This is a genomic window from Spirosoma oryzicola (assembly GCF_021233055.1).
Taxonomy (GTDB): domain Bacteria; phylum Bacteroidota; class Bacteroidia; order Cytophagales; family Spirosomataceae; genus Spirosoma; species Spirosoma oryzicola.
In genome coordinates, this window is sequence record NZ_CP089539.1 from 141,758 (window position 1) to 164,669 (window position 22,912).

Annotated in this window: 19 protein-coding genes and 1 pseudogene; 8 read left to right on the forward strand and 12 right to left on the reverse strand. The window is 48.1% G+C overall.

Annotation, left to right across the window (positions count from 1 at the left end):
- The first annotated feature begins 2 nt into the window (after positions 1-2).
- Entirely contained in the window at positions 3-824 is an 822-nt protein-coding gene (locus LQ777_RS24675; protein ID WP_232563134.1) for an FRG domain-containing protein, read from the forward strand.
- An 83-nt stretch (positions 825-907) separates the two neighbouring features.
- On the opposite strand, the gene LQ777_RS24680 is transcribed toward LQ777_RS24675, so the two are convergent.
- Positions 908-1,903, reverse strand: coding sequence for a YhdH/YhfP family quinone oxidoreductase (locus LQ777_RS24680; RefSeq protein WP_232563135.1), 996 nt, complete (start codon positions 1,901-1,903; stop codon positions 908-910).
- A gap of 58 nt (positions 1,904-1,961) precedes the next feature.
- The gene (locus LQ777_RS24685; protein ID WP_232563136.1) at positions 1,962-2,906 is read right to left on the reverse strand and encodes an NADP-dependent oxidoreductase; all 945 of its coding nucleotides are present in this window, start codon (positions 2,904-2,906) and stop codon (positions 1,962-1,964) included.
- An 87-nt stretch (positions 2,907-2,993) separates the two neighbouring features.
- Between LQ777_RS24685 and LQ777_RS24690 the strand changes: the two genes are divergently transcribed.
- On the forward strand, positions 2,994-3,845 hold the full coding sequence (locus tag LQ777_RS24690) for a helix-turn-helix domain-containing protein (protein WP_232563137.1): 852 nt from the start codon (positions 2,994-2,996) through the stop codon (positions 3,843-3,845).
- Between the two features lie 193 nt (positions 3,846-4,038).
- On the opposite strand, the gene LQ777_RS24695 is transcribed toward LQ777_RS24690, so the two are convergent.
- Positions 4,039-4,188, reverse strand: a complete 150-nt coding sequence (locus LQ777_RS24695; RefSeq protein WP_232563138.1) for an IS110 family transposase — start codon at positions 4,186-4,188, stop codon at positions 4,039-4,041.
- Positions 4,189-4,258: 70 nt separating this feature from the next.
- Entirely contained in the window at positions 4,259-4,519 is a 261-nt protein-coding gene (locus LQ777_RS24700; protein ID WP_232563139.1) for a hypothetical protein, read from the reverse strand.
- Between the two features lie 59 nt (positions 4,520-4,578).
- Between LQ777_RS24700 and LQ777_RS24705 the strand changes: the two genes are divergently transcribed.
- Complete coding sequence (locus LQ777_RS24705; RefSeq protein ID WP_232563140.1) at positions 4,579-4,905, forward strand: gamma carbonic anhydrase family protein; 327 nt, start codon at positions 4,579-4,581, stop codon at positions 4,903-4,905.
- A 923-nt stretch (positions 4,906-5,828) separates the two neighbouring features.
- Here LQ777_RS24705 and LQ777_RS24710 read toward each other — a convergent pair.
- Positions 5,829-6,191, reverse strand: a complete 363-nt coding sequence (locus LQ777_RS24710; RefSeq protein WP_232563141.1) for a DUF1304 domain-containing protein — start codon at positions 6,189-6,191, stop codon at positions 5,829-5,831.
- Between the two features lie 478 nt (positions 6,192-6,669).
- Positions 6,670-7,209, reverse strand: coding sequence for a DUF998 domain-containing protein (locus LQ777_RS24715; RefSeq protein ID WP_232563142.1), 540 nt, complete (start codon positions 7,207-7,209; stop codon positions 6,670-6,672).
- A 708-nt stretch (positions 7,210-7,917) separates the two neighbouring features.
- On the opposite strand from LQ777_RS24715, the gene LQ777_RS24720 reads away from it, so the two are divergent.
- The 3 genes from LQ777_RS24720 to LQ777_RS24730 all read left to right on the forward strand — a co-directional run bounded on the left by LQ777_RS24720 (position 7,918) and on the right by LQ777_RS24730 (position 10,129).
- Positions 7,918-9,048, forward strand: a complete 1,131-nt coding sequence (locus tag LQ777_RS24720; RefSeq protein ID WP_232563143.1) for a glycoside hydrolase family 130 protein — start codon at positions 7,918-7,920, stop codon at positions 9,046-9,048.
- Positions 9,049-9,329: 281 nt separating this feature from the next.
- A complete protein-coding gene (locus LQ777_RS24725) occupies positions 9,330-9,650 on the forward strand; it encodes an ArsR/SmtB family transcription factor (protein WP_232563156.1) in 321 nt (106 codons plus the stop codon).
- A complete protein-coding gene (locus LQ777_RS24730) occupies positions 9,647-10,129 on the forward strand; it encodes an SRPBCC family protein (RefSeq protein WP_232563144.1) in 483 nt (160 codons plus the stop codon). Before LQ777_RS24725 ends, LQ777_RS24730 begins: the two co-directional genes overlap by 4 nt.
- A gap of 210 nt (positions 10,130-10,339) precedes the next feature.
- Here the strand turns inward: LQ777_RS24730 and LQ777_RS24735 are convergent, their stop codons facing one another.
- The 3 genes from LQ777_RS24735 to LQ777_RS24745 all read right to left on the reverse strand — a co-directional run bounded on the left by LQ777_RS24735 (position 10,340) and on the right by LQ777_RS24745 (position 14,204).
- On the reverse strand, positions 10,340-10,756 hold the full coding sequence (locus tag LQ777_RS24735; protein ID WP_232563145.1) for a peroxiredoxin family protein: 417 nt from the start codon (positions 10,754-10,756) through the stop codon (positions 10,340-10,342).
- Between the two features lie 1,894 nt (positions 10,757-12,650).
- Positions 12,651-12,815: a hypothetical protein gene (locus LQ777_RS24740; RefSeq protein WP_232563146.1), complete on the reverse strand. Its 165-nt coding sequence runs from the start codon at positions 12,813-12,815 to the stop codon at positions 12,651-12,653.
- A gap of 1,029 nt (positions 12,816-13,844) precedes the next feature.
- Positions 13,845-14,204, reverse strand: a complete 360-nt coding sequence (locus LQ777_RS24745; protein WP_232563147.1) for a winged helix-turn-helix transcriptional regulator — start codon at positions 14,202-14,204, stop codon at positions 13,845-13,847.
- Positions 14,205-14,332: 128 nt separating this feature from the next.
- Here LQ777_RS24745 and LQ777_RS24750 point away from each other — a divergent pair.
- Together LQ777_RS24750 and LQ777_RS24755 are read left to right on the forward strand one after the other, a co-directional pair.
- Positions 14,333-15,113: pseudogene (locus LQ777_RS24750) on the forward strand (SDR family oxidoreductase).
- Between the two features lie 61 nt (positions 15,114-15,174).
- Positions 15,175-15,498 (forward strand): nuclear transport factor 2 family protein, encoded by a 324-nt coding sequence (locus LQ777_RS24755; protein WP_232563148.1) that lies wholly within the window; start codon positions 15,175-15,177, stop codon positions 15,496-15,498.
- An 80-nt stretch (positions 15,499-15,578) separates the two neighbouring features.
- Here the strand turns inward: LQ777_RS24755 and LQ777_RS24760 are convergent, their stop codons facing one another.
- Genes LQ777_RS24760 through LQ777_RS24770 form a run of 3 tightly spaced genes read right to left on the reverse strand, consistent with a single transcriptional unit; the run spans position 15,579 to position 22,836 of the window.
- On the reverse strand, positions 15,579-18,059 hold the full coding sequence (locus LQ777_RS24760) for a hypothetical protein (protein ID WP_232563149.1): 2,481 nt from the start codon (positions 18,057-18,059) through the stop codon (positions 15,579-15,581).
- Positions 18,060-18,103: 44 nt separating this feature from the next.
- A complete protein-coding gene (locus tag LQ777_RS24765; RefSeq protein WP_232563150.1) occupies positions 18,104-19,588 on the reverse strand; it encodes a RagB/SusD family nutrient uptake outer membrane protein in 1,485 nt (494 codons plus the stop codon).
- Between the two features lie 56 nt (positions 19,589-19,644).
- Positions 19,645-22,836 carry a SusC/RagA family TonB-linked outer membrane protein gene (locus tag LQ777_RS24770; protein ID WP_232563151.1) on the reverse strand — a complete coding sequence of 1,064 codons (3,192 nt, stop codon included), beginning with the start codon at positions 22,834-22,836 and terminating at the stop codon, positions 19,645-19,647.
- Positions 22,837-22,912: the final 76 nt, after the last annotated feature.

A 22,912-nucleotide genomic window follows, 5' to 3' on the forward strand; every position in this document is an offset into this window, starting at 1 on the left:
TTATGAATCAAGTACGCGCCACATCCTGGAATCAGCTCATGGAGTATCTATACGAAGACGCCTGGATGCCAACCATCCAACGTTTTCGGCCGCCTTTTGCCTTTCGGGGATTACCTGACGAGTCGTATACGCTGAACACATCGTTGATGCGGATGAGCGAAAACTGCGATCAAATTGAAGGCCATTTGTTACGCAACTTTAAGAAATATGCGCTTCATAATGTAACTGAACGAGACTCCTTCTGGTACTGGCTTTCGGTCGCACAACATCATGGATTACCAACGCGCCTGATGGATTGGACATTTTCGCCTTATGTGGCTCTCCATTTTGTTACGGCGGACGTAGAACTCTACGACCGAGACGGCGTTATTTGGTGCCTGGATTATAAAAAAGTGCATCAAGAACTGCCAAAAGCCCTGAGTCATTTGCTGGCGGAAGAAGGAGCAGACGTGTTTACAATAGACATGCTGAGTGATATTCTTTCGTTGCGGGACTTTGACGCTCAGGCCGATAACACTTTTGCGTTGTTTTTCGAACCGCCATCAATTGATGATCGCATCGTTAATCAATACGCCCTGTTTTCTGTTATGTCTAACCCAACGATCGGTTTAGAAAGCTGGTTAAACGAACGACCCGACACGTACCGAAAAATTCGGGTTGCACAAGAACTGAAATGGGAAATCCGGGATAAACTTGATCAGGCTAACATCAACGAGCGGGTTCTTTTCCCCGGGTTAGATGGTCTTAGTCGCTGGTTACGAAGGCAATACATGCAGTCTGTAGATCGCCAGGTGCTGAATAACTCAGACGAGCTATTGCGGTAAATGGAAAAAACCCAAACTGGTGACCGATTGCATCGTACAAGAATCAATACTACCGGTCACCAGTTTGGGTTTGAAATAAAGTTTTAATCGATTCTGACCAAAGTGCGTCCCTGCATCTGGCCTTTCAAAATCGTCTGAATAGCTTCAGGAAGCGCAGCTAAGCCAATCTCATGCGTCATCAATTCAAGGGCAGCGGGTTTCCAGTCGTTAGCTAAGCGTTCCCAAACAGCCGCTCGCTGATCAATGGGAAATTGCACGGAATCGATCCCTACTAATTGAACACCCCGTAAAATAAAAGGAAAGACAGAAAGAGGTAGATCCCCACCGTTGACGTTACCGCAGCAGGTTACGGTCCCACCGTATTCGGTGCTCTTAATGACCGTAGCCAATACATTGCCACCGACGGTATCAATAGCTCCGGCAAAACGAGATTTTAACAGGGCTTTACCAGACGTATCGTCCATATCCGAACGCGGAATAATGTCAGTTGCTCCGAGTGAAGTCAAAAAGTCGTGGGCAGTTGCCTTACCGCTCATGGCTGTTACGGCAAACCCCAGTCGGTGCAAAATACCGACCGCAACCGAGCCTACGCCACCCGTAGCGCCTGTCACCAAAACGGTTCCATGATCAGGAGTTAAACCGTTTTTGAGCAGAGCGGCTACACTCAATCCGGCTGTGAATCCAGCAGTTCCGTAGATCATACTCTCCCGCAGTGTCAGCGATTCAGGCCGTCTAACAATCCAGTTGGCTGGTGCACGAATGTACTGAGCGAACCCTCCGCTTGTATTCATTCCCAGATCGAAACCGGTAACAATAACTTCGTCACCTGGTTGCCAGCCGGTGCTATGGGAAGCCTCGACAACCCCCGCAGCGTCTATTCCCGGTGTATGTGGATAGCTTCTCGTTACACCTTTGTTGCCCGAAGCGGATAGGGCATCTTTGTAATTCAACGAAGAATAGTGAACCCGAATCAATACATCTCCAGCAGGCAAATCGATTACCTGTTTCGTAGAGATTGTGGTGTCGTAGCCACCTGTTTCATTCGAAGAAACGAGCAGGCACTGAAAGGTTTTATCCATAGTCAAGAGCAACGATTATACGGCAGTAAATCTAAACGTTAATGGCTTAACGCATGTTTTAATCTAACGTAATGACCAGTTTGCCTTTTGTTTTACCCGTCTCCTGCTGTAAATGGGCCTTTTCCATGTTATCGAATGAATAGGTCTGCGAAACGTGGGATTTGAGCGCTCCCTGGTCCAGTAAAGTCGCAATCTGCTGCATATCAGCTCCGTTAGATTGCACTAAGAAAAAGAAAGCCGTCACATCGTTCGCTTTTGCCTGCGCAGCTAACTCGTCAGAGATGCCGGTCGGAATGCTGATCAGCGTACCACCCGATTTTATCACTTCTAGCGAACGGACTATATTTTGCCCTCCTACCAGATCCAGCACCAGATCAATGTCCGAGACGGCTTCTTCAAAACGTTCCGTTGTATAATCGATATGCTCGTCAGCACCCAGACTCAACACAAACTCTTTGTTAGCTGCTGAGGAAGTACCAATTACGTAAGCGCCCAGATGTTTGGCAAGCTGTACCGCAAAATGCCCCACCCCACCCGCTGCGGCATGGATCAATAGCCTTTGTCCGGGATGCACCGGCGCTTTATGCATGAACGCCTGGTAAGCCGTAAGAGCAGCCAGGGTAGCTGCTGCTGCTTCCTGGTGCGAAACGGTTGCGGGCTTCACCGCTAACTGGGAAGCTGGCGCAGCAACGTATTCAGCGTAAGCTTTCCCATGCCCCGGAAAATTAACCATGCCAAATACGTCATCGCCAATTTTAAAATCGGTGACCTGCTCGCCCACCTCGGTGATGGTACCGGAAATATCCCAACCGATAATAAGCGGACGGTTATCCCGCAGCCGTCCGGCAATGCCTTTGCCCGCTCTGGTTTTTACGTCAACAGGATTAATACTAATTGCTTTTACCTTGATAAGGACTTCATCTTCCTTTATTGTTGGCTTTGGCACGTCTGTGATTACAAGTTGATCGACACCCCCAAATTCATTTAGTACGATTGCTCTCATGTCATTAGTTGATTAAAGGTGCAAACTTATACCGTATCATCATAGCATATACAGTATAAGTTTTCTTTAAATCAGTACTTTTAAACCATGAAACGAGAAAGTCTTCATCAGCCGTTTGAGATCGTTTATAAAACGCTTGATGAGTGTTCAAAGGAGGAACATCGGCATTTGTTCTTTGAACTGGTCTACGTTATTTCGGGTACGGGGATTCAATGCATCAACCAGAATCGGTTTTCGTACCGAACCGGTCATATGTTTTTACTGACGCCTGACGATTGTCATTCGTTCGATATCGAAACGACAACGGAGTTCTTTTTCCTACGCTTCACGGATATCTATATAAAATCAAAAGCATTTCACACCGAAGACATTCAACGGCTTGAGTTTATTCTCCAAAACGCCAACCACCAACCGGGCTGCGTTTTGAAAAACTTACCAGATAAACAGTTGGTACGACCGATAGTAGAAGCTATTATTCGTGAGTATGTCAATCGTGACCTGTACAACCAGGAGTTAATCGGTCAGTTAGTGAATACATTGATTGTGATTGTAGCCCGTAACATTGCGCGCTACATGCCCGAAAAGACGAACGCCCAAACGGATGAGCGGGCTTTAGCTATCCTAAATTACATTCAGAACCATATCTACGAACCCGAAAAAATCAGGGCGGAAGCAGTTAGCCAACATTTCGGCATCTCCGAAACCTATCTTGGACGATATTTCAAGAAACACACGGGTGTAACTCTTCAGCAATACATTACCAACTACCGAACGAAGCTAATTGAAGCTCGGCTATTACATAGTACTATGCGCATCAATGAAATTGCCGCAGAACTAGGCTTCACTGATGAAAGTCATCTCAACAAGTTTTTCAGAAAACAGAAAGGATTAAGTCCGACTGTATTTCGTAAGAATGGGTTACGTACAACGTCGGTTTGATTTCTAGGATAATTACCCATTCTATAACTAAAAAACTTTATGTCCAATAAGTAAAGCTTATCGGAAGTAATTAGTGCTGAATTTAAGAGTGTCTACGGAGAGAGAATAAAAATCTTTATATTTTTCTTATTGCCGTACGCAGGCAAAAACGCAATGGATCAGCTTATTACCAACGTTATCAATGACTAACATTTCATTTTCCTTCGGCCGTTTTACGAATGTAATACGTTTTCAGTTGTTGGGAGTGCTGTATGCCGGACATAATTCCATTGTGCAATAAGGCTTTCAAAGGCTTATCATCTTTGTTACTGGTTTTGGTTTTGCTCCTATTTTGACCTGACAAATACTCAAAGAGAACTACGCCAGCATTACAGGCTAGTTTTTTTGGGTCAGTAATGGCCTTAGCCTTAAATTCATTGCGAGGCCGCCCATGCGGTAATGATCAGAAACTCTGACTCTGTAGCGATTACCGGGCCAATCGCCTTAATCAATTGCAAATAGCCATGCATCTCTTTTAAGTAAGAGTCATTAGCAATAACCGCAGCAATATCTATTTGGATTTGTTTAATGTCTACAGTGAGAGCATCCAGCGTCTTTTGACAAGATTTTTTGGCGTCGTTGTATTCTTTCTTAGAAATGACCCCATCTGAATCAGTTAAAGGCAATTTAGCCACATCGGTGGTCCGAATCTTACGGACTTTGACCAGCCTGCTGTGAATAGCCGTCCACGGCTTTGTTTTACGATCAGGTATCCATTGCGGAGGAAAGCTCTTTGTGGCCGTATTCAGTCATTCGGGCCGAGATAAACGAAGTTATAATAGGCTGGCGTGTCAATATCCAAGATTTTGTCATGATTCATATTGGCGAAAAACACCCCGTTATTATCGGTGATAATACGTCGATAACACACCGGGATGCCATTCACGAAGCAAAAATCGGCAAAAACTGCCTTATTGTAATTGGAGCCATTTTAACGGATGGTTGCGAGATTGGCGACAATAGTATTGTAGTTCCTGGGACTTTAGTCCGGGAAAACATGGTGTTTAACCCAAATCCTTGATTATTGGCAGTCCAGCAAAAAAATAAGCAACTTTAATTACGGCGAAGTTAACGTTCAAAACACCTTAGCTTATGTGAAAAATGCCAAAGGATATGTAAACCAAAATACACCGTTTGAAGCAACCCGGAATTTTGAAAAGAAATAGAGGCTGGTTTATTGATGCGTGAGTAAATGTATAAAGTTATAATCAACTATCTCATCATTGTAGTTACCTTGAAACGTTGTTAGAATAAAGCCACTTTATGCACTATTTCACGTTTTAACCTGCACGTTATATACTATATCGTCAAGATTGCTCTAATAGGCTTATAGGCACAATTAACTTGACGTACTTTGCACGATTTTAGACATTTGTGTTCGTTCGTTAACGGCCTTAGTTCAGTATCAAAAGGCCATGTTAATTAATGCGGTACCTGATTTCCCAAATAAAATAACTATCTTAATCCATTATTATACACGTTTCTCAAAATACGCTCATTTGCATGGCCCAGGCCACCCTGTTAAATCTGGCGCTTAACGAACCAACAGAGGCTTATATCTACCAGCCGGCCCGCCAGGCGGTCTTACCTGACATCCGCTTTAAGGCAGCTGTGTGGGGCTTGCCGAAGCAGTGGGGTGCTCACATTTGTGAGTCACCGAAGGTAGCTAGAACAGAAAATTCAACTTTGGAATAATATCAGGGCACTACCGTCATACGTAATGTATTCAACTGCTTCACCTTGTCCTTTGTGAAATCTGATTTCATCTCCCTAGTCAAAAGCACTATAAAATCAAAAACAGTCGTTGCCGAGTCGTAAAATGTATGTACGATTCAGCAACTTACCATTCATAAAGATACCTGATTCAATGCAGTCAGGCCATTACCGTTGTACTCATGGAGCAGCTTCTGCTTGGGGGCGGTTACCTATTTTTCACCTCTCTACTTACGAGAGTAATACGAAAAGCAGCGCTACCATGGCCGGAAGAGCCTGCACATAAAAGATTGATTTCTGAGCCGTCAGCGCACCAAACACTCCCGCTACAATCACGCAGCCCAGAAAGAAATGGGCAACGTTTTTGCCCCATACATCATTTTTAATCAATAATGACCAGATAAGACCGGCAGCCAAAAATCCATTATATAAGCCTTGATTAGCGGCCAGCGATTTTGTCGGCTCAAACAAATTCGGCGGCAATGATTTAAACGTCTGCCGCCCTTTAGTCGTCCAGGCGAACATTTCCAGCCAAAGAATATAGAGGTGCTCAATGGCTACGAGTGCAATGAGTAAATCAGCAATAAGTTTCATAAATTCTTACAGTAGTTAATGGAAATTATCAAAGCAATACCAAGCCTGGAATTAATATTTTGGTAAAAGCTAGTTAAAGAGCATAAGAGACGGAAAATTATTTGGATGGTAACTAGTAAAAACATACCGAGTGTGGATGTTGATGACTTTTTCAAAGCCAGGATGCAGTAAATTGCCGAAGTAATCCATTATCATCCTAGTCAACATCGGATTGAAGTGGTCATAAAACAGGTCGCATTACATACCCAAGCCCTAGCTCGACTTCATTTATACTTTTGCTGTATGGTTAGCCGACTCCATTCGACTTTCTCGGCCTGTTCCATTAGTAGAGACAGCTAGCCTGTTGCGATTTTAAGCAGTTCATAAATAGTAATTTATAATTACGACTTTACTTGTTCTCAGTAAATGCTCGGTAAATTAGCGGTCTAGTGTGGCCGTGTCGTGTTAATCTTTTAGCGTTGCCCAACTTCTTATTTTGTTACGTAGCTAGAGCAAGCATTAACGAGCCGAAGAGCATCCCTTCCATCATCCGTTGAACAAAACCCCGAAGGGGCAAGCCCGGATTGGATAATAGAAGGCTACCGAACAATGAGCTACCCGCTGCTATTGAATAGAGATTGCCCTCAATGCCCAGCGATTGAGCACTAAGTTGAGTTAGATAATAAGCACTGCCTATGTACTCAACGGCTCCCCCTAGATTATGAATCTGTTGGCGACTACTACCCCACAAGGGGGAGCCCGCATCACAGGGAAACAAAGCCGCTACGATGTAGCCCGTTGCCACACACCCCGCTAAACCAGCGATTGGCGTTGACTCAGCTAACCATGCCAATAGTCCCAACAGTAAGCCTATGGGTAAAAACAAGCCATAACTGACCCGGGGGGACAGCAGACTACCCACTTCGCCAAGCTCGCTGATGGTATGTTGCCAATGCGAGTAAGCGGGCTTACGCCAGCCAAAGAAAGTCATGCCTATCAGTAATAATAAGGTAGTAAGAAGAGCTAAGTAGAACGTCATTCAGTCAGGTTGTTTACACTACACTCCTGGCCCGCAAAGACGTGGAAAAATCACTTGGGCTGGTTTAGCTTTTGGTAAAGGCATCGCCTTATCGTTGCTTAAAGGAGGCTTAAAACTAGCCATCTAACGGGTCTGGCGTTGGGCAAAGGGAGGAAAGGATTAAAAAGCGGATCACTGGCAGTGGGTGCTAGCTGCAGGGTCAATTCCCTGTGTCCACAGCCGCAAGTGGAAAATTATTTCTCCGTTGGAATCTCCTTTTAAACCTTCTTTTGATTTGTAAACGAAATTCTTTGGGGTCGGCAGAGGATACTTGCGGCCTAATCAGGCTATGGGCAATTCGAAGACAAACAGCGTACCCAAGTTGTCGGCTTTGACGGGTATCTGGTAAAATCCGTCGACTTAAAGGCCTTATCCAAGTTACGTGCCGGCTTAGTAGCTAAGTAATAAAGCTACAGCTAGGCTCAATCTTCCAATTGACCTTTTCCCATTTTCCACTACTGCTCGCCACTACTAATCGAACAGGGAGAGGAGGCAGACCTACGGTGTCCATCAGGACACGCTCAAGTTCATCCGGAGCGAACAGTAATCCGCTAGTCAATCGAAATAAATCTCGGCAAAAGCAATGTATGATCCGGTAACTAGGGCTCAGTTTAGTCTTATGGTGTTATCCCTCTACTTAGAGCGGGCTACTATGACCAATTTACCTCTATGATTCGCGAAAGAATCAGTAAAGCATTTACAACGGGGATCCTCCTAGCCCTGGCATGGCTGACGATTTGCTCAACCGCAACCGCGCAGGACTGGACCCTGGGCCCTTTCGTTCGGCCGGCTGGTGCAAATCCCGTTATTTCCCCTAACCCCAAAAGCACCTTTCCAGATCCGATGAGTGGCCAACGCGTTGCTTGGGAGGCTAGTGATGTGTTCAACCCAGCAGCGGTCATTCGCAAAAAAAAGATCTACGTCCTCTATCGGTCCGAAGACAAGTCGGGACAGGGCATTGGCAAACGCACATCCCGGTTGGGCCTGGCGACTAGTAAAAATGGCCTGCGCATGAAGCGCCGTTCGTTGCCTGTATTCTATCCCGCCGATGACAGTCAGAAAGAGTTCGAGTGGCCGGGTGGCTGCGAAGATCCTCGCATTGCAGTAACCCCGGAAGGCATCTATGTTATGCTGTACACCCAGTGGAACAGGCAGGTGCCGAGGCTGGCTGTGGCTACATCTAAAAACCTGACCACCTGGACTAAACATGGTCCCGCCTTCTACCAAGCCTATGGGGGCAGGTTCAAAGACCTAGCCAGCAAGTCAGCCTCTATTGTAACCAGACTGGTAAAGGGTCGGCAAGTGATCACCCGCGTGAATGGCAAATACCTGATGTACTGGGGTGAAAAGTTCATGAACATCGCCACCTCAGATGATTTGGTGAATTGGGAACCCATGCTGGATGAAGGGGGCGCATTGAAAGCCGTGCTCACCACCCGACTCCATTATTTCGACAGCGACCTGACCGAATGTGGCCCGCCTGCGATCTTGACCGATAAAGGCATACTGGTTCTCTATAACGGTAAAAACAAGCCGGGACCGGGCCGAGATACGGCTTACACAGCAAACACCTATGCCGCAGGCCAGGTGTTGTTTGATCAGCATGATCCATCCCGGGTTATAGCCCGCCTGGACAAACCCTTTTTTGTGCCGACTGAGCCGTTCGAAAAAAGTGGCCAATACCCGGCTGGAACCGTATTTGTAGAAGGCTTGGTCTATCATCGGGGTCAGTGGTTTCTGTATTATGGCTGTGCTGACAGTCGGGTGGCCGTAGCGGTGTATGACCCGCAAAGTAAGTAGTGTGCTATTGGTCGCGCTTTACTAACGAGTTTCTGCACCTCTTATGGTGTTCTCTTTACCGTGCGCTTGACTAAACCTTAGGTGTAGTTGGGCAAAAAGCCCCCTCACGGGGACGGTCAGGTATTTCGTGTCGTGTTGGCGTCCATCAAGGAATGCTTAATATAAGTCTGCTAATGTAACCATAGACTTGCGTAGCTATTTTATTTCAAAAATTTTTGCGAAACCATATGGTTGCGCGTAAATTTGCAACCATATGGTTTCGCAAAGCAAAATATAACATGATGAGACGAGATATTTTTCAGGCCATTGCTGACCCCACCCGACGGGCAATCATCACCCTGATCGCCCTGCAGGCCATGACGCCCAACGCCATTGCCGATCACTTCAACTCTACCCGGCAAGCCGTTTCCAAACACCTGCGCATCCTCACCGAATGCCAATTGGTCAAACCTCAACACCAAGGCCGGGAGATCTATTACTCCCTGGAAGTGGAAAAACTAAAAGAGGTGGATCAGTGGGTGAACCAATTTAGGGAACTATGGGAAACCCGTTATCATCAACTTGACAACGTATTAGCAACCCTTAAAAAACAAGGACAATGAACGATTTCACCGTTGACAAAACCGCAAAAACAGTAACCTTTTCCCGCGAGTTTGATGCCGAGCTGTCCTTGGTATGGGATGCCTACACCAAGCCAGAACTTTTAGATCAATGGTGGGCACCTAAACCCTGGATCTCAAAAACAAAAGTTATGGACTTTATCGTGGGTGGCCGCCGGTTTTATGCCATGGTCAGCCCCGAAGGAGACGAGCATTGGTCAATTCAACGCTACACCTCCATTAGTCCCAAAACCAATTTTACATTATGGAATGCGTTTGCCGATAAAGATGAAAACCCGGAGTTGCCTGGTTCAGAATGGGATTTAAGTTTCAGCGAGCATACGGGGAAGACGACGGTACGGATCCGTATTTATAATGAATCGCTTGTACGCATGGAGAAGATGCTTGCCATGGGCTTTAAGGAAGGAACGGCCATGAATCTGAAAAACCTGGAGGAGTTGCTGGCCACTTTATCGAAGTAAAAGTAAAGCAATAGGTTGTCGCTACCATCGGCTTGGCGAAGTAGGTCGGAGAGTTCTAGAGTTAAGCTTGGATATTTACTTGGTAGTCGTCGTTTATTGAGCAGACCGCTCTTAACTTAGAGCATTCATCAGCCGCTTGACTTCGTACTACCACTCAGTGGCCCTCTGGCCTACCACCGATAAACGTTATTCAGCATCAGACACCAATGGTTAGTTACGTCCTGCGGCTAAGGCCCATTCAATCTTCGCGGCAATGCCTTGGCTGGGACGCTCGGCAAAGTTTTCGATAATGTTTCCGTCGGCACCAATCAGCACATAGTGAGGATATGTGCTCACTATGTATTTTTCACTCAACGTTTTGGTCCAGGCACTATTAGCGTAGAGATCAATGGTCTTTAGACCAAACCGCTTCGAGGCCGCTTTCCACTTCAGCAATTGTTGATTATTGGCCGTTCCTGGTGTGCCAATGCAGATACTAACAATTTTGACGGGTTTATCCTTAAACTGCTCAACGAGTTTGTTCTCATAGAGCATTTCCTGAATGCATGCACCACAGGTCGCGAACCAAAAACTTAAGTAAATCACCTGACCTTTGTACTGACTAAGCGTGATGAGCGAATCACTCACATCGACTAAGGCGAAATTGGGCGCTTTATCGCCAGCCTGTAGTAGCTTCTTATTAGCACTGGCGCGTTGTTTAATGTAACCGACTAAGTAGTGAAACTGAGTAGGAAATTGTTATTAAACTTGGTCTCAATCCAGTTTGGATTGTTTACTGAGCCGCTCAATTCCCAGATTTCGAGAAAAGAACCTGCGCTTTGTCCCAACTCCATTTGGCATAATCGAGGAGGGCTTGTGATGAGGGTTTTGGTTCGGCCTAGCGTATCTGCCAGAGTTGATAACATTAATGTGTACAGGGTCGAAAACGAACCGTTATCGAGGCCACCATTTATTCTCGGGATGTTCAACAGGATGACTCTTTATGGGGCGACTAGTTGGTTTGCCCGAAGCCAGGTTAAAGCAAACGATATAAGGGGTAAACGGAGAAGTAATAGGCAAGGTCCTGTTTTCTAAGTCAAGTATCCTTCACTTTCATACGTCACTAGTTGTATGAATGTATTAATGAATAGGCAACAACCTGAATTACATAATCTGCCTGGTCTTTATTCAATAAAGACCAGGCAGATTATGTAATTTTAAATTACTAAAGCAATTCTATAATTGTATAATTTTTTCAATTAATTATTGAACAATATTATACCAATTTACTACATGAGTAGTTTTTGAGTGGTTGTGAAGTACATCTAGAGTGACAACACTGGTACTCATCAATCTTTTTTTAGGATTAATATGTGTCGAATTCAAAGCGGTATACACGGGCAGTATATCGAAGTATAACTTTTGAATTGTCACTTTATTTAATCCCAATTATTATGAGATCACTTCTCTTCTTCATTTGTCTGTTCTGTTGTTTTGGCACACGAAGTTGGGCTCAAACGCCAAGTCAACGTCTAGTCTGGGCACCCCTGCATTCCGCCCAAGAATGCCTCCAGGAGTAAGCTAATGGATTCAGCTAGTTTAGCTGTCATTATCATGTGTGTTTAATGCCCGTGCACCAAATCTTACGTCGCTCGCCAACCAGAATCAATGAACTTCAGATACGCCTAATCGGTGTTGAGAGGCCTGATACTCTCGATAAACCGGCGAACAAATTGAATCTACAAGGTTTTAGCCTCGTCTACAGATAGGCCTTGATTCTCACTTAAGCCCAAACCTAGTAATGGGCTGATGCAGCCATGCCGTAAACATATCCAGTTCAGCACCAGATCATTTAGTTCGTGGTCGGGCTGACCGGTCAAGTTTTTAATGATGGCTTTGAGCGTTATTATCGGCTGACGAACCGTCGTTGAGAAGGGTAGCTTGAGGCTGAATATCAGTTGGTAGAGCCTCGATTGTAAACTGCGCAAAATCCCAGTTTACAATCGACAAGTTCAGTAACTAGCTGGATGGATCGGATTCCTCGCTGGCCGACGCCCTAAAACAGCTCGTACAACTAGGTGAATCCCCGGTCTGAAAGCGCTTGCAATACAGCCACTTTACTGGCAAAGTGGCTGTAGACCACCGTCACTTCCGCGATCTGGCAAATGGTGACGGCTTAGCTTTGCTCCCTGGCGATGCGTAGAACCGCATCCAGAAGCTGCTGAGCGTCTTGTTTTTTTTTAGATGATCAGCTTGTATTGGGTGAAAATGAATGATGTGTAGCCGTAAAGTGACTAATCGGGCGGGATGTGCATGCTTTATTGATAAGCCGTTAATTCATTCCTATGATCCTGTTGTTTATGGAAATAGAACTCTGCCTGCTGGGTATGGGCTTGGGCCTTATCGGCATAGACGAACATATTTCAAGTGTACGCTTCGATGGCGACTGGTACGCTAGCAGAGATGCCTCCGGTCAGAATGTCGGCTAGGTTCAGTTCATCCAGTAGCCCGATATTAACTTATACTCCGGCAAAGAGAGGCATCACATAGGTGGCATCCCATCCAAAGCAATGTGATCAAACGTTGTCCAGGGCGATTCGACGGGCAGTTCGTACATAAGCAGCAATTGAAACTCAATAGTGGCTCTAAATAGCTGATAGTGAACCAGTGCCCAGTCCGTAAATTCTCGGCTCAAAAAACCGATCATGCCAGCCTGGTCACTAAGCGTTAATCCGCTCTTGCTGAACCAGTCTTCGGGCCGTCTGAGGGAGAGATAGTAGTTCAGTGAGCCATCGCCCGGTATTGAAGAGAGACGACCTTACCCCCTTCAGTAGCCATCATATTGTCCCCCGAGTCATAGTCATTATGCCGGGATAATCTTTATCTGGATGGGGAATGTCGCCCTAAATGATCGTACTACCCGTATAGATTCGGGGGGTGTATGTCACAAGTGGCCGAATTATGGAACGGAGCCCCTATGCTCCGATTAATAAATCCACCTTTGCTGTAGAACTACCCTGAAAGGCAAGTTGATAGCTACCCTTTGTTTTTTCAACGCGGATTAGCTACTTATTCCAGTTCACCGTACTCGGTAATAGCTTGTCTAGAATAATCTTGCGTAAGTCTTCTCGATCAATTTGGGGCGCAATCGTTTGGTTCTTTCGGTAGGAATCTATTCAGCCAGTAAGTGACCCCGCCGGTCAAACTGACACTCAATGACAGTGCATGCGGTGTCAAAATAAGCCCCTAGAAGCCCCGCTTTTTAAGAGCGATCTGGCCACTATCGTTGAATATCCAGCGTTCCTCACTAATGCGAGTTTCTGAGTCGGCACCACGTTTGTAGACTTGTACGCTTACCCCTCTCATTTGTAATAGCCGAGCGATCAGCAGGCCCACCGGTCCTCATCAATGATGGCAATGCTCTTTTCGGTAATCAATTGGTTATTCATGTTATACTGCTGTATTAATATTCCGTAGATGTCACAGAATTTATTTCGGATTGGAAACCTTGTAAAACATCAGCACCTTTTGCCTATGATAGCAAATAAGATAGAAGTGAGTATCACATTCACTATCTATTAAGAGTCAGTTATTATAGGTGATCGATACTAACGCCGTCTCATAAATGGCTTCTGCCTGAGACGGAGAGAAGTTTGAGTATCTATAATTCGGCGGTTAGTGAGATGGATTTTGGGGAAAGATCACATCCTCTCAGCCTTGCATTTATGGGTAAACGCTAAGGCTGCATGGTCTTTATAATAAGCGTCCGGAGTCGCTCCTCATGCTCATCGCCCCACTGGCCAATCGCACCAATAATGGGAATGAGTGATTGGCCAAAATCGGTAAGATAGTATTCAACTTTCGGCGGAAGTACCGGGTAAATCACCTTAGATACCAACTCGTGGTTTTCCAACTCCTTCAACTGCACATTCAGTACCCGGCGGGAGGCACCCGGAATTTTTCGCTGTAGCTCGCTTGGGCGTTGAAAGCCTTGGTGGATAAACCATAAAAGACGAATCTTCCATTTTCCATATAGCACCTCACCAATTAGGTCCAGACCACACTGCAAGTCGGGCATCGTCTTTCGTTCGTACATACGGCAAATATAACCACAGGCATCGCCCGGTTCAACAGGGACAATTTTATCCCTATCTGAATCGTAAGTCCGTACTTGTCAGCGCCTACCATACTTCCCAATTTTGCCCTAAACAAACGAGCTACAGTATGGACTTCACTCTTGAAAACGAACTGACCGGTAAGATCGCGCTGGTAACGGGCGGCACCAAAGGCGCAGGCAAAGCAATCGCCGATCGCCTGCTGAAAGCAGGAGCAACCGTGATCATTACCGCTAGGAACAAGCCGCAAGAGCCAATCGATCGTATGCATTTTATGGCGGCCGATCTGAGCAAACCGGAAGGAACTCAACAGATAGTCGACCGAATTCTCCACCAGTTTGGCCATTTGGATATCCTGATCAATAATATGGGAAGTTCAGAAACGCCAAGCGGTGGGTTTGCCGTGCTGTCTGACAACGATTGGGAATCAACGATTCAAACGAATCTGTTGGCTCCCGTGCGGCTGGATCGTGGTTTTTTACCTGGCATGGTTCAACGCGGTGAAGGCGTGATTATCCACATTGCGTCCATCCAGGGGCGGCTACCTTTATATGAGGCAACGCTTCCCTGCCAAGGCTGGCCTGATCAACTACAGCAAGGGGTTATCGAAAGAGGTTACTGCCAAAGGTGTACGGGTACTGACCGTTTCTCCAGAATGGATCAATACGGAGAATACCATAAAATTTTTGGAACGAATCGCTCAGTATTCAACTAGTTCTCTTGAGCAGGCACGCCAAAGCGTTATGGATGCTTTGGGTGGAATACCGGCCGGTCGACCGGCAGAGCCCGAAGAGGTCGCTGAACTTGTCGGGTTCCTTGCCTCGCCACGAGCGAACTATCTGAGCGGTACAGAATTCGTTATTGACGGAGGGACAATTCCAACGATTTAGAAATGGATAATCACACAGTCAACCAAACGACTTTAATTCATCAAACCCAAAAGATATATCGATGAAACTACCTACCCATATCGAAGGCTTTATAAAAGCACAAAACGAGAAGGACAGCACCACATTTACGCACTATTTTACGGACAACGCCACCGTTTACGATGAAGGACATTCCTATTCAGGCAGAGCCGAAATCAGGAAATGGATACAGCATGCGACTGAAACGTATCAAATGCAGACAAAACCAATTGATTATCAGCAAGCGGGAGCATCGGCCATACTAACTGTAGAAGTAAGGGAAACATTTCCAGGGAGCCCGGCAGTAATGAAGTACCACCTTGAACTGGACGATTCCTTGATCCGTTCATTACGCTTCACAGGGTAAATGGCTAACGCATGGCATTTGCAGGAACAAACTCAGAAAAGCATGGGTGTTCCTGCAAATCCTTAGGTTCAAGTTCGTCCTTACTTGTAGCTTAGGTAAGTCGTGGCTTCACACGTTTTGTCTGTTTTAAACCGAATCCATCGAGCCTGAAAATCCTTCGGGAATGTATAGTCGATCGTTTTTCCAGGCGCAACAGTGAATGACTTATAGGTCATCCAAACGCCCGAACCGACCGGATCGGCTTCAATGGTAAAGGTGACCGGCTGGGTCGCTTTATGCGACAGTTGCAGACTGCGTTGGTCGTAAAAACCGATCAGATAAGGATCTGACGCTTCATCGGCTTTCACCGCTGCGTTTTTCCAGGGGCCACCATGCCCGGTTGGTTTGCCCAGCTTCCACAGATCATCGATAGCACCCGCCCAAACGGCGGCTTTCTTATCATCCGAGACAATGATGTGCTCATTCGTTTTGGCCGCGTTCAAATCGATGCCTGTCATAACCAAGAGTCCCCGGTAGGAGGCATAGTCGTTGATCCGCAGATTATGCGACGAAACGGGTCTTATTTTGGCGTATCCATCCGCGTTTTCGGCGGGCAGTTCGTAGAATGTCCCGTGGCAATTGAGCAGGTCGCGTTCAGTAGCTACTTCCCGGCATATTCGAAGAGCGGCCTGATTGGTCAACGTCGTGTAGGCATCGTTGCCGAGGGGGAGCCGCCAGCGTCGTCCTTTATCATCTACGATCAAAACGCTCGATTCATCAATCGTTACTACGTTCTGAGGAATCGCAAACTTCGTTTTGATGACGTTTAACACACCGGCATCCTCCTTCCGAACGAGCTGCATATCAGCATTCAGTTCGTAATACCCAACATCGGTAGATTGTCCCCCGTTGTATGTCGAAGCGGCCAGTCCCAACGCTCGTCGATCAGCCCCCAGACCGTACATCAAACCACCCGACGTAGCAGTAGTTGAGACGGTGCTAAGGCCAGCAAACAGTGGGTTAGCGGTTGTAGTACGCGTATCGTTCGCCGAATAGGAGAAGTGGGCCGATAAATTGGCGGCTTTGTCCGACTTGATCCGAATCCACTCGCCAGTTACGACGGCGGCAAAGGGTACGTGTGCGGCTTTGTGTGCGCCGACAGTTACCGTTTGCTGTCTGGACCAGCTACCCGTCCCGCTTTTATCCACCTCGAACGTCAGTTGGACATCCGAGTCGCTGTTGTTCTGAACCCAGGCCGAGCGATTGGCCCAACCGGCAAACAAAAACGGCTCGGAGGGTTGATTTGCCGAAACCGCTTCATTTAGCCAGACGGCTCCTTCGGCGGTATTCGGGCCCAATTGATCGGGTAAGTTCAGCGAGGTAAACCACAGATTCGAATTGGATTGGCCGGGTCCTTCGAGGTTACCCTTTACTTTTCGTTTGTTCAGAAATTCTTTTTGAGCCGAATCGTCACAGCCGAAAACCAGCCGATCATTCCAGCGGGCGTAATCACCAATCACTTTCAGATATGCCGAGCGGGGTCTGATTCCTGCGGTATTCGATGCCGTGAACCCCTGCGGAAACTGCCAGAACATACCGTGCATCGTCATTAGATAATCTGGTTTCTGCGTCGTACCCACATCCCGAATGCGGGGCCATTCGGTATTCCAGCCATGCGCACCGTCGTACGAATGACTCGCTTTGGGAAGCCGAAAAAAGTGCCAGCCGGTCGTCTTATCACGCACGCCCAGCAAGACGGATTTATGATCCCAGCCGGTGGCCCAGATGGGGTCCGTTTCCGGATGTTTATTGCCGTAGATACCGCCCGGTCCCGTTACTTCGACAAACTGATTTCGCCGAACAACTTTCCAGTCTTTGCCATTCCACTCCGACAGGGAACCCGCATCTACATCGAACTGCGCCAGCGCTTTAGCTCCAGGTTCGCCGTTGTTCGAATAGACCATAACGCCCTGACCCGAGTATACACCTTTGCCATGCGCACCGGGCAGCAACGTGTTTTCCAGATTATTCGATTCGTCCGATTCCTTTTTTCTACTGATGTTGCCATCCTCGTATAGCATCGTTGGCACCAGAGTATTAACATCTACTTCGTAAAACCCTTCCTCCATCGTTCCGTAATAGATTTTTCCTTTCGGATCAGTCAGATGGCGGGCGTTCCCGGTATGACGCCCAGGCATGGTTTTATAGGGTATGACCCGGACATGCGCTTTGCTGTCGATAGCGTAGGGACCAATAAATAGCTGATTACTTTCGGGATGAATCATCCGGTTGGCAGGGGTACCACCGATACTTTCGGACCGAACGATCTGCTTTAAATCGGGCGTTATTTCGTACAGCTTGTCGGACGAGCCAAGCGGCAAATGTGGCCCGTACGTAACAACCCAAAGTCGGCCCGCCCAGGGTACCACGGCCCCCGTACCACATTCCCCTTCTTTGTTGTACATAGCCAGCTGCGGATAAATCCCGCTGTAAGACGGTACCTTCCTGGACTGAGCGATGGTTATAGTCTCCTGAATAAGCAGCCAGCCCAACAGGCTAACCGAAAGAAAAAACTTCTTCATTGCGTTTAAAATAAATTGATCGTTAGACAGTTACCGGTGGCGATCTACTCCCAGCCGGGATTCTGCGTTAGTTTCGGATTCGCCTGAATTTCTTCCAGCGGAATGGGGTAATACCGGTGTTTGGCCTGCGGTGTTCGGGTTGGATACACGTCGTTTACCGCTTTCGGGATAACGGTGAGGAAGGTATTCGTTCGCGTCAGGTCGAACCAGCGGTCGGCTTCGGCAAACAGTTCCCAAGACCGCTCTTGCAGGACGGCGGCAATAAATGCGTCTTTCCCTAAGCCAGGCGTCAGGTCGCCCAGTCCCGCCCGTTTCCGAACCGTGTTGACGTACCCATAGGCGGTAGCGGTCGCTCCATTCTGACGCGCTTCGGCTTCGGCGGCAACCAGGTACACATCAGCCAGCCGGATGATCGGGAAGTTGCAGTTGTTGGCTTCGGCAATGGAGTTCGGATCGCGGTATTTGCGGATCAACACGCCTTTCGGCGTAACGGGTGTGATGTCTTTCTGCGGCACGATCTTTCCCGATACATCCCGGTACGTCGTGTCGAGCAGCTGGCGTCGTTTGTCACTGGGTGAGAATGAGTTAAAGAAATTCTGGTAGGCAAACCAAGACCCGTAGGACACTTTGGCGTAGTCAGGGCCGGAACTGTTACGGGGGCCGGCAATCCCCATGACGGTCAACCAGCGGCTAGGCGTTACGCGGTCGGCTTCAACGGCCCACATATTCTCGACACGGGCCGCATCTTCCTTATCTACGTCGAACACATCCAATACGCTCGGCATCAACGCATATTTGCCCGAACTGATCGTCGCCTGGGCCAGTTGCGATGCCTTTGCCCAGTCTTCGTTGTACAAGGCTATTTTGGCGTAAAGTCCTTGAATCGCTTCCTTTGAAGGCCGACCCTTCACCAGACTGGTGGAGTACGAGGGCAATCCGGCAACGGCCTGATCCAAATCGCTGTAAATTTGCTTGTAGATGTCGGTTCGCGAACTCTTGGTAACAAGTGCCTCCGCTTCATTAGAGCTGGCTCGGGTCTTGACGGGGATTTCGTTGAACGTTTTCGTCAGCGTCCAGTGGTACAGTGCCCGCAACGCATAGGCTTCCGCCACGATTTCCGTTCGGCGCTGGGCGTCCATTGGAATAGCCGGGACTTTCTCGATGACCCAGTTGGCATTCTCAATTCCTTTGTAACTAAACCGCCAGACACCCTGGGGCCCCTCGGTCTCGTGACGGCCCGAGTTGCGCTGGGCCGTGTAATACGGATCGTACGAAAACAACGTAATGGTATTCCGGCCTACCACAGCTCGAGGGTATGCCTGGTCAGCCGCAAAATCGGACACAGCAACCAATGGAAAGCCATACAGGTTGATCAGTGAGCCAGCCGCAGCCGCAATGCCCGCTTCGGCATCAGAGGCTGTTCTATAAAAATTGGTCGTAAAAATGGATGAATACACCGTTTCATCGAGTTTGCTGCACGAAACCGTCAGGCCCGACAAAGCCATCAGCAGTAGGATGTGTTTCTTCATGGGAGAACAAGTGAACGAGCAAATGAGTGATGTTGTGTCAGTCTTTCGCTCATGATCTACAGTGTGATTTGGAGGCCCCCTAGGAACGACCGGGCGATTGGGTACGTACCGTTATCGACAAATTGTGTCGTGGCATTACCAAAGTTGTTGACCTCCGGATCGAAGCCCGTATAATTCGTGAGTGTCAGCGCATTATTGGCGCTTACGTAAATCCGAATCTGGTTGATGCCTTTTATTTTCGGGAACGTATAGCCCAGTGACACATTTTTCAGCCGTACAAATGAGGCATCTTCAACGTAGCGGTCTGAAATGGGCAATCGTCCGCCCTGAAATCCGCTGGCATACTCATTATTGGGGTTCGTTGCCGACCAGCGATTTGCCATCCCCGCCAGTACATTCTGTTGCCCCAGCGCCGTTTCGAACGTATACCGGAACAGGTTCATGAGCTTGTTGCCCTGTACGCCCTGCACAAACAGATTTAGATCGAAGCCCCGGTAGCGAAATGACGACGAGAACCCAAAGATGTATTTCGGCTGCGAGTTGCCCACGATGACCTGATCAGCCGCCGTAATCGTACCATCGCCGTTGATATCTTTCACCTTATGACCACCAACACGTCCGTCGTAGCCGGGCAAAACGGCCTCACCTGTCTGGCTGATTCCGTCAAAAATATACGTTCGATACAGGCCCATCGGATAGCCGATCTTGAGCAGTGCGAACGCCGACCGGGGGAGTTCGTCCAGAATACCGTCAAGCGCCAGCACCTCGTTTTTGTTAAACGTCACATTCGCTGACGCATCCCATTGAAGTCCTCGTTTAGATCCCTGTAAAATCCGGCCATTGATAGCCAGTTCGACGCCCCGGTTCTGGATCGACCCGAAATTGCCCGTGATAAACGTATAACCAGAAGACATAGGTAACACTTTCTGAAACAGCAGGTTATCGGTACGTTTGTTATAGTAATCGGCCACAACAGACAGGCGGTTGTTGAACAGACTGACATCGAGCCCCACATCGACCTGCGTGGAGCGTTCCCACTTCAGATCCGGGTTCGGGATGGCGTTGGGATTAATACCTGTAACCGGATTGTGGTTGTAATTGTAATTCAAACCCGATGCGACAACTGTGGCCAGCGATTGATACGGATCAATGGCTCCCGCGTTTCCTGTGATGCCCCAGCTTCCACGTAATTTCAAATCAGAAACCACCGGAATGGATTTCATAAATGGCTCTTCCACAATGCGCCAAGCACCAGCCACAGCGGGGAAAAAGCCGTATTTATTGTTCTCGCCAAATTTGCTCGACCCATCGGCCCGGGCCGTCAGATCCAGGAAATATCGGTCTTTGTAGCCGTAGTTGATCCGTCCTAGGTACGAGTCCAGCCGGGATTTGTTTTTGTCGCTGCTCAGCCGCTGGTTCACTGCCAGGCCAACGGAATTATTTTCGGTGATGTCGTTCGGAAAGTTGGATGCGGTTTGCGTATAGCTCTGGTTGACATTAGCCTGCGTAGCCAGAACCGCCGTAGCGGCCAACGTATGATGCTCGGCCAGACGGGTGCGATACGTGAAAATACTTTCGTGCAGAAGCGTCCGACCAAACGACGTAACATTCGATGCATTACCACCACCCGACGCTAACTGTGACTGGCTTAGAAGCGACAACGGTGAGTAAAATTCAGATAGTGTATTGCCCAGATCGACATTGAAACTAGGGCGATACGTAAAGCCTTTGAACAGGGCAAAGTCGACGTATACGTTGGCCAAGATCCGCTGGCTCGTTTGCCGGTTGATGGGCGTGATGAAATTCAGCGGGTTTGTCACTTCCTGATACTGCCCATTCATCTGGTCCTGAAACGGGTAGACACTACCATCGGCCCGATACGGTACCAGCGTTGGCGGAGCCGCCACGGCCGCCCCAAGCACACCCGCCCGGCTGCTGGTTACGTCAGAACCCGTGCCGCCCACGCTCACCCCCCGATTGACCGAATACCCGTAGTACAAACTGGTTCCGATCTTTACCCGGTCGCTCAGCCGGTGGTCGATGTTGGATCGAAATGAGTAGCGCTCGAAGCTGGAGTTTTTGATGATCCCGTCTTGGTTGAAGTAGTTCAGCGAGAGCGCCAGTTGGGTTTTCTGATTACCACCCGTAACCGAAAGTTGATGACTCTGGATAGGCGCTTTGCGGAAGATTAGATTTTGCCAGTTCGTCCCTTCGCCCAGGCTCGACGGGTCAGTATAAATCGATCGTTTATAGACTTCATTTTCGAGTTGAGCAAACTGGCGGGCGTCTAGTACGTTCAGCGTTTTATTGACTTGCTGCACCCCGCCGTAGCCATCGTAGCTAACGCGCGTCGCGCCGTCTTTGCCGCGTTTGGTGGTGATCAGCACAACGCCGTTAGCTGCCCGCGCGCCATAAATAGCCGTTGATGAGGCATCTTTCAGCACGTCAATCGACTCGATGTCGTTTGGGTTGATCTGCGAGAGCGGACTTACATCCGTTATATTACCTGTGTTGGCAATCTGAATACCATCGATCACGTACAGGGGTTCAGAACTCCCATTAATCGAGTTGGTGCCTCGAATACGAACGCTGACATTACCACCCGGAGCCCCTGAATTCTGCGTGATCTGTACGCCTGCTACCCGCGCCTGTAATCCCTGCGCTACGTTCGCCACGGGCGTTTGCAGCAAATCGGCGGCTTTGACCGATGCGATGGCCCCCGTCGTTTCTACTTTTCGCTGTGTTCCGTAACCCACAACCACCACTTCTTCCAGGGCTTTCGTATCGGGAACGAGCTGAACGTTGATTGTTTGCCGATTGCCAACCGCGATTTCCTGGGTCAGATACCCCACTAAGCTGACAACCAGCGTCGCTCCATCTGGCACGGCTAACTGAAACCTGCCGTTAGCATCCGTAACCGCTCCGCGCTGACGATTCGTCGAACCGGGTCCCGCCGAACCGCGACTGCTTTCTTTAAGAAGAACACTTACCCCCGGTAGTGTGGCTCCTTTTTCGTCGGTGATGGTCCCCGAGATAAGCTGGTCATCCGCCTGTTGGCGATTGGTCGTCGCTACTAAAGGCAGTGTTTTGGCCCAACCCTGTTCCTCATAAATAACGATCGTAGTGGCGGGCAAAAGACTTTCCGGCGTTTTACCCGGACCCTCATCAAGCATCTGCCGACCCTGCGTCAACACGGGCGACAGAGACCCGACCAAAACGACGTAATACAGTAAACGCTTTTGTCGCATATTATGCAGATATTTATAGATTACAAATGGATTATCTCCGTACAGTACCTGTTGAAATAAGAGTATGCAAAGGTAA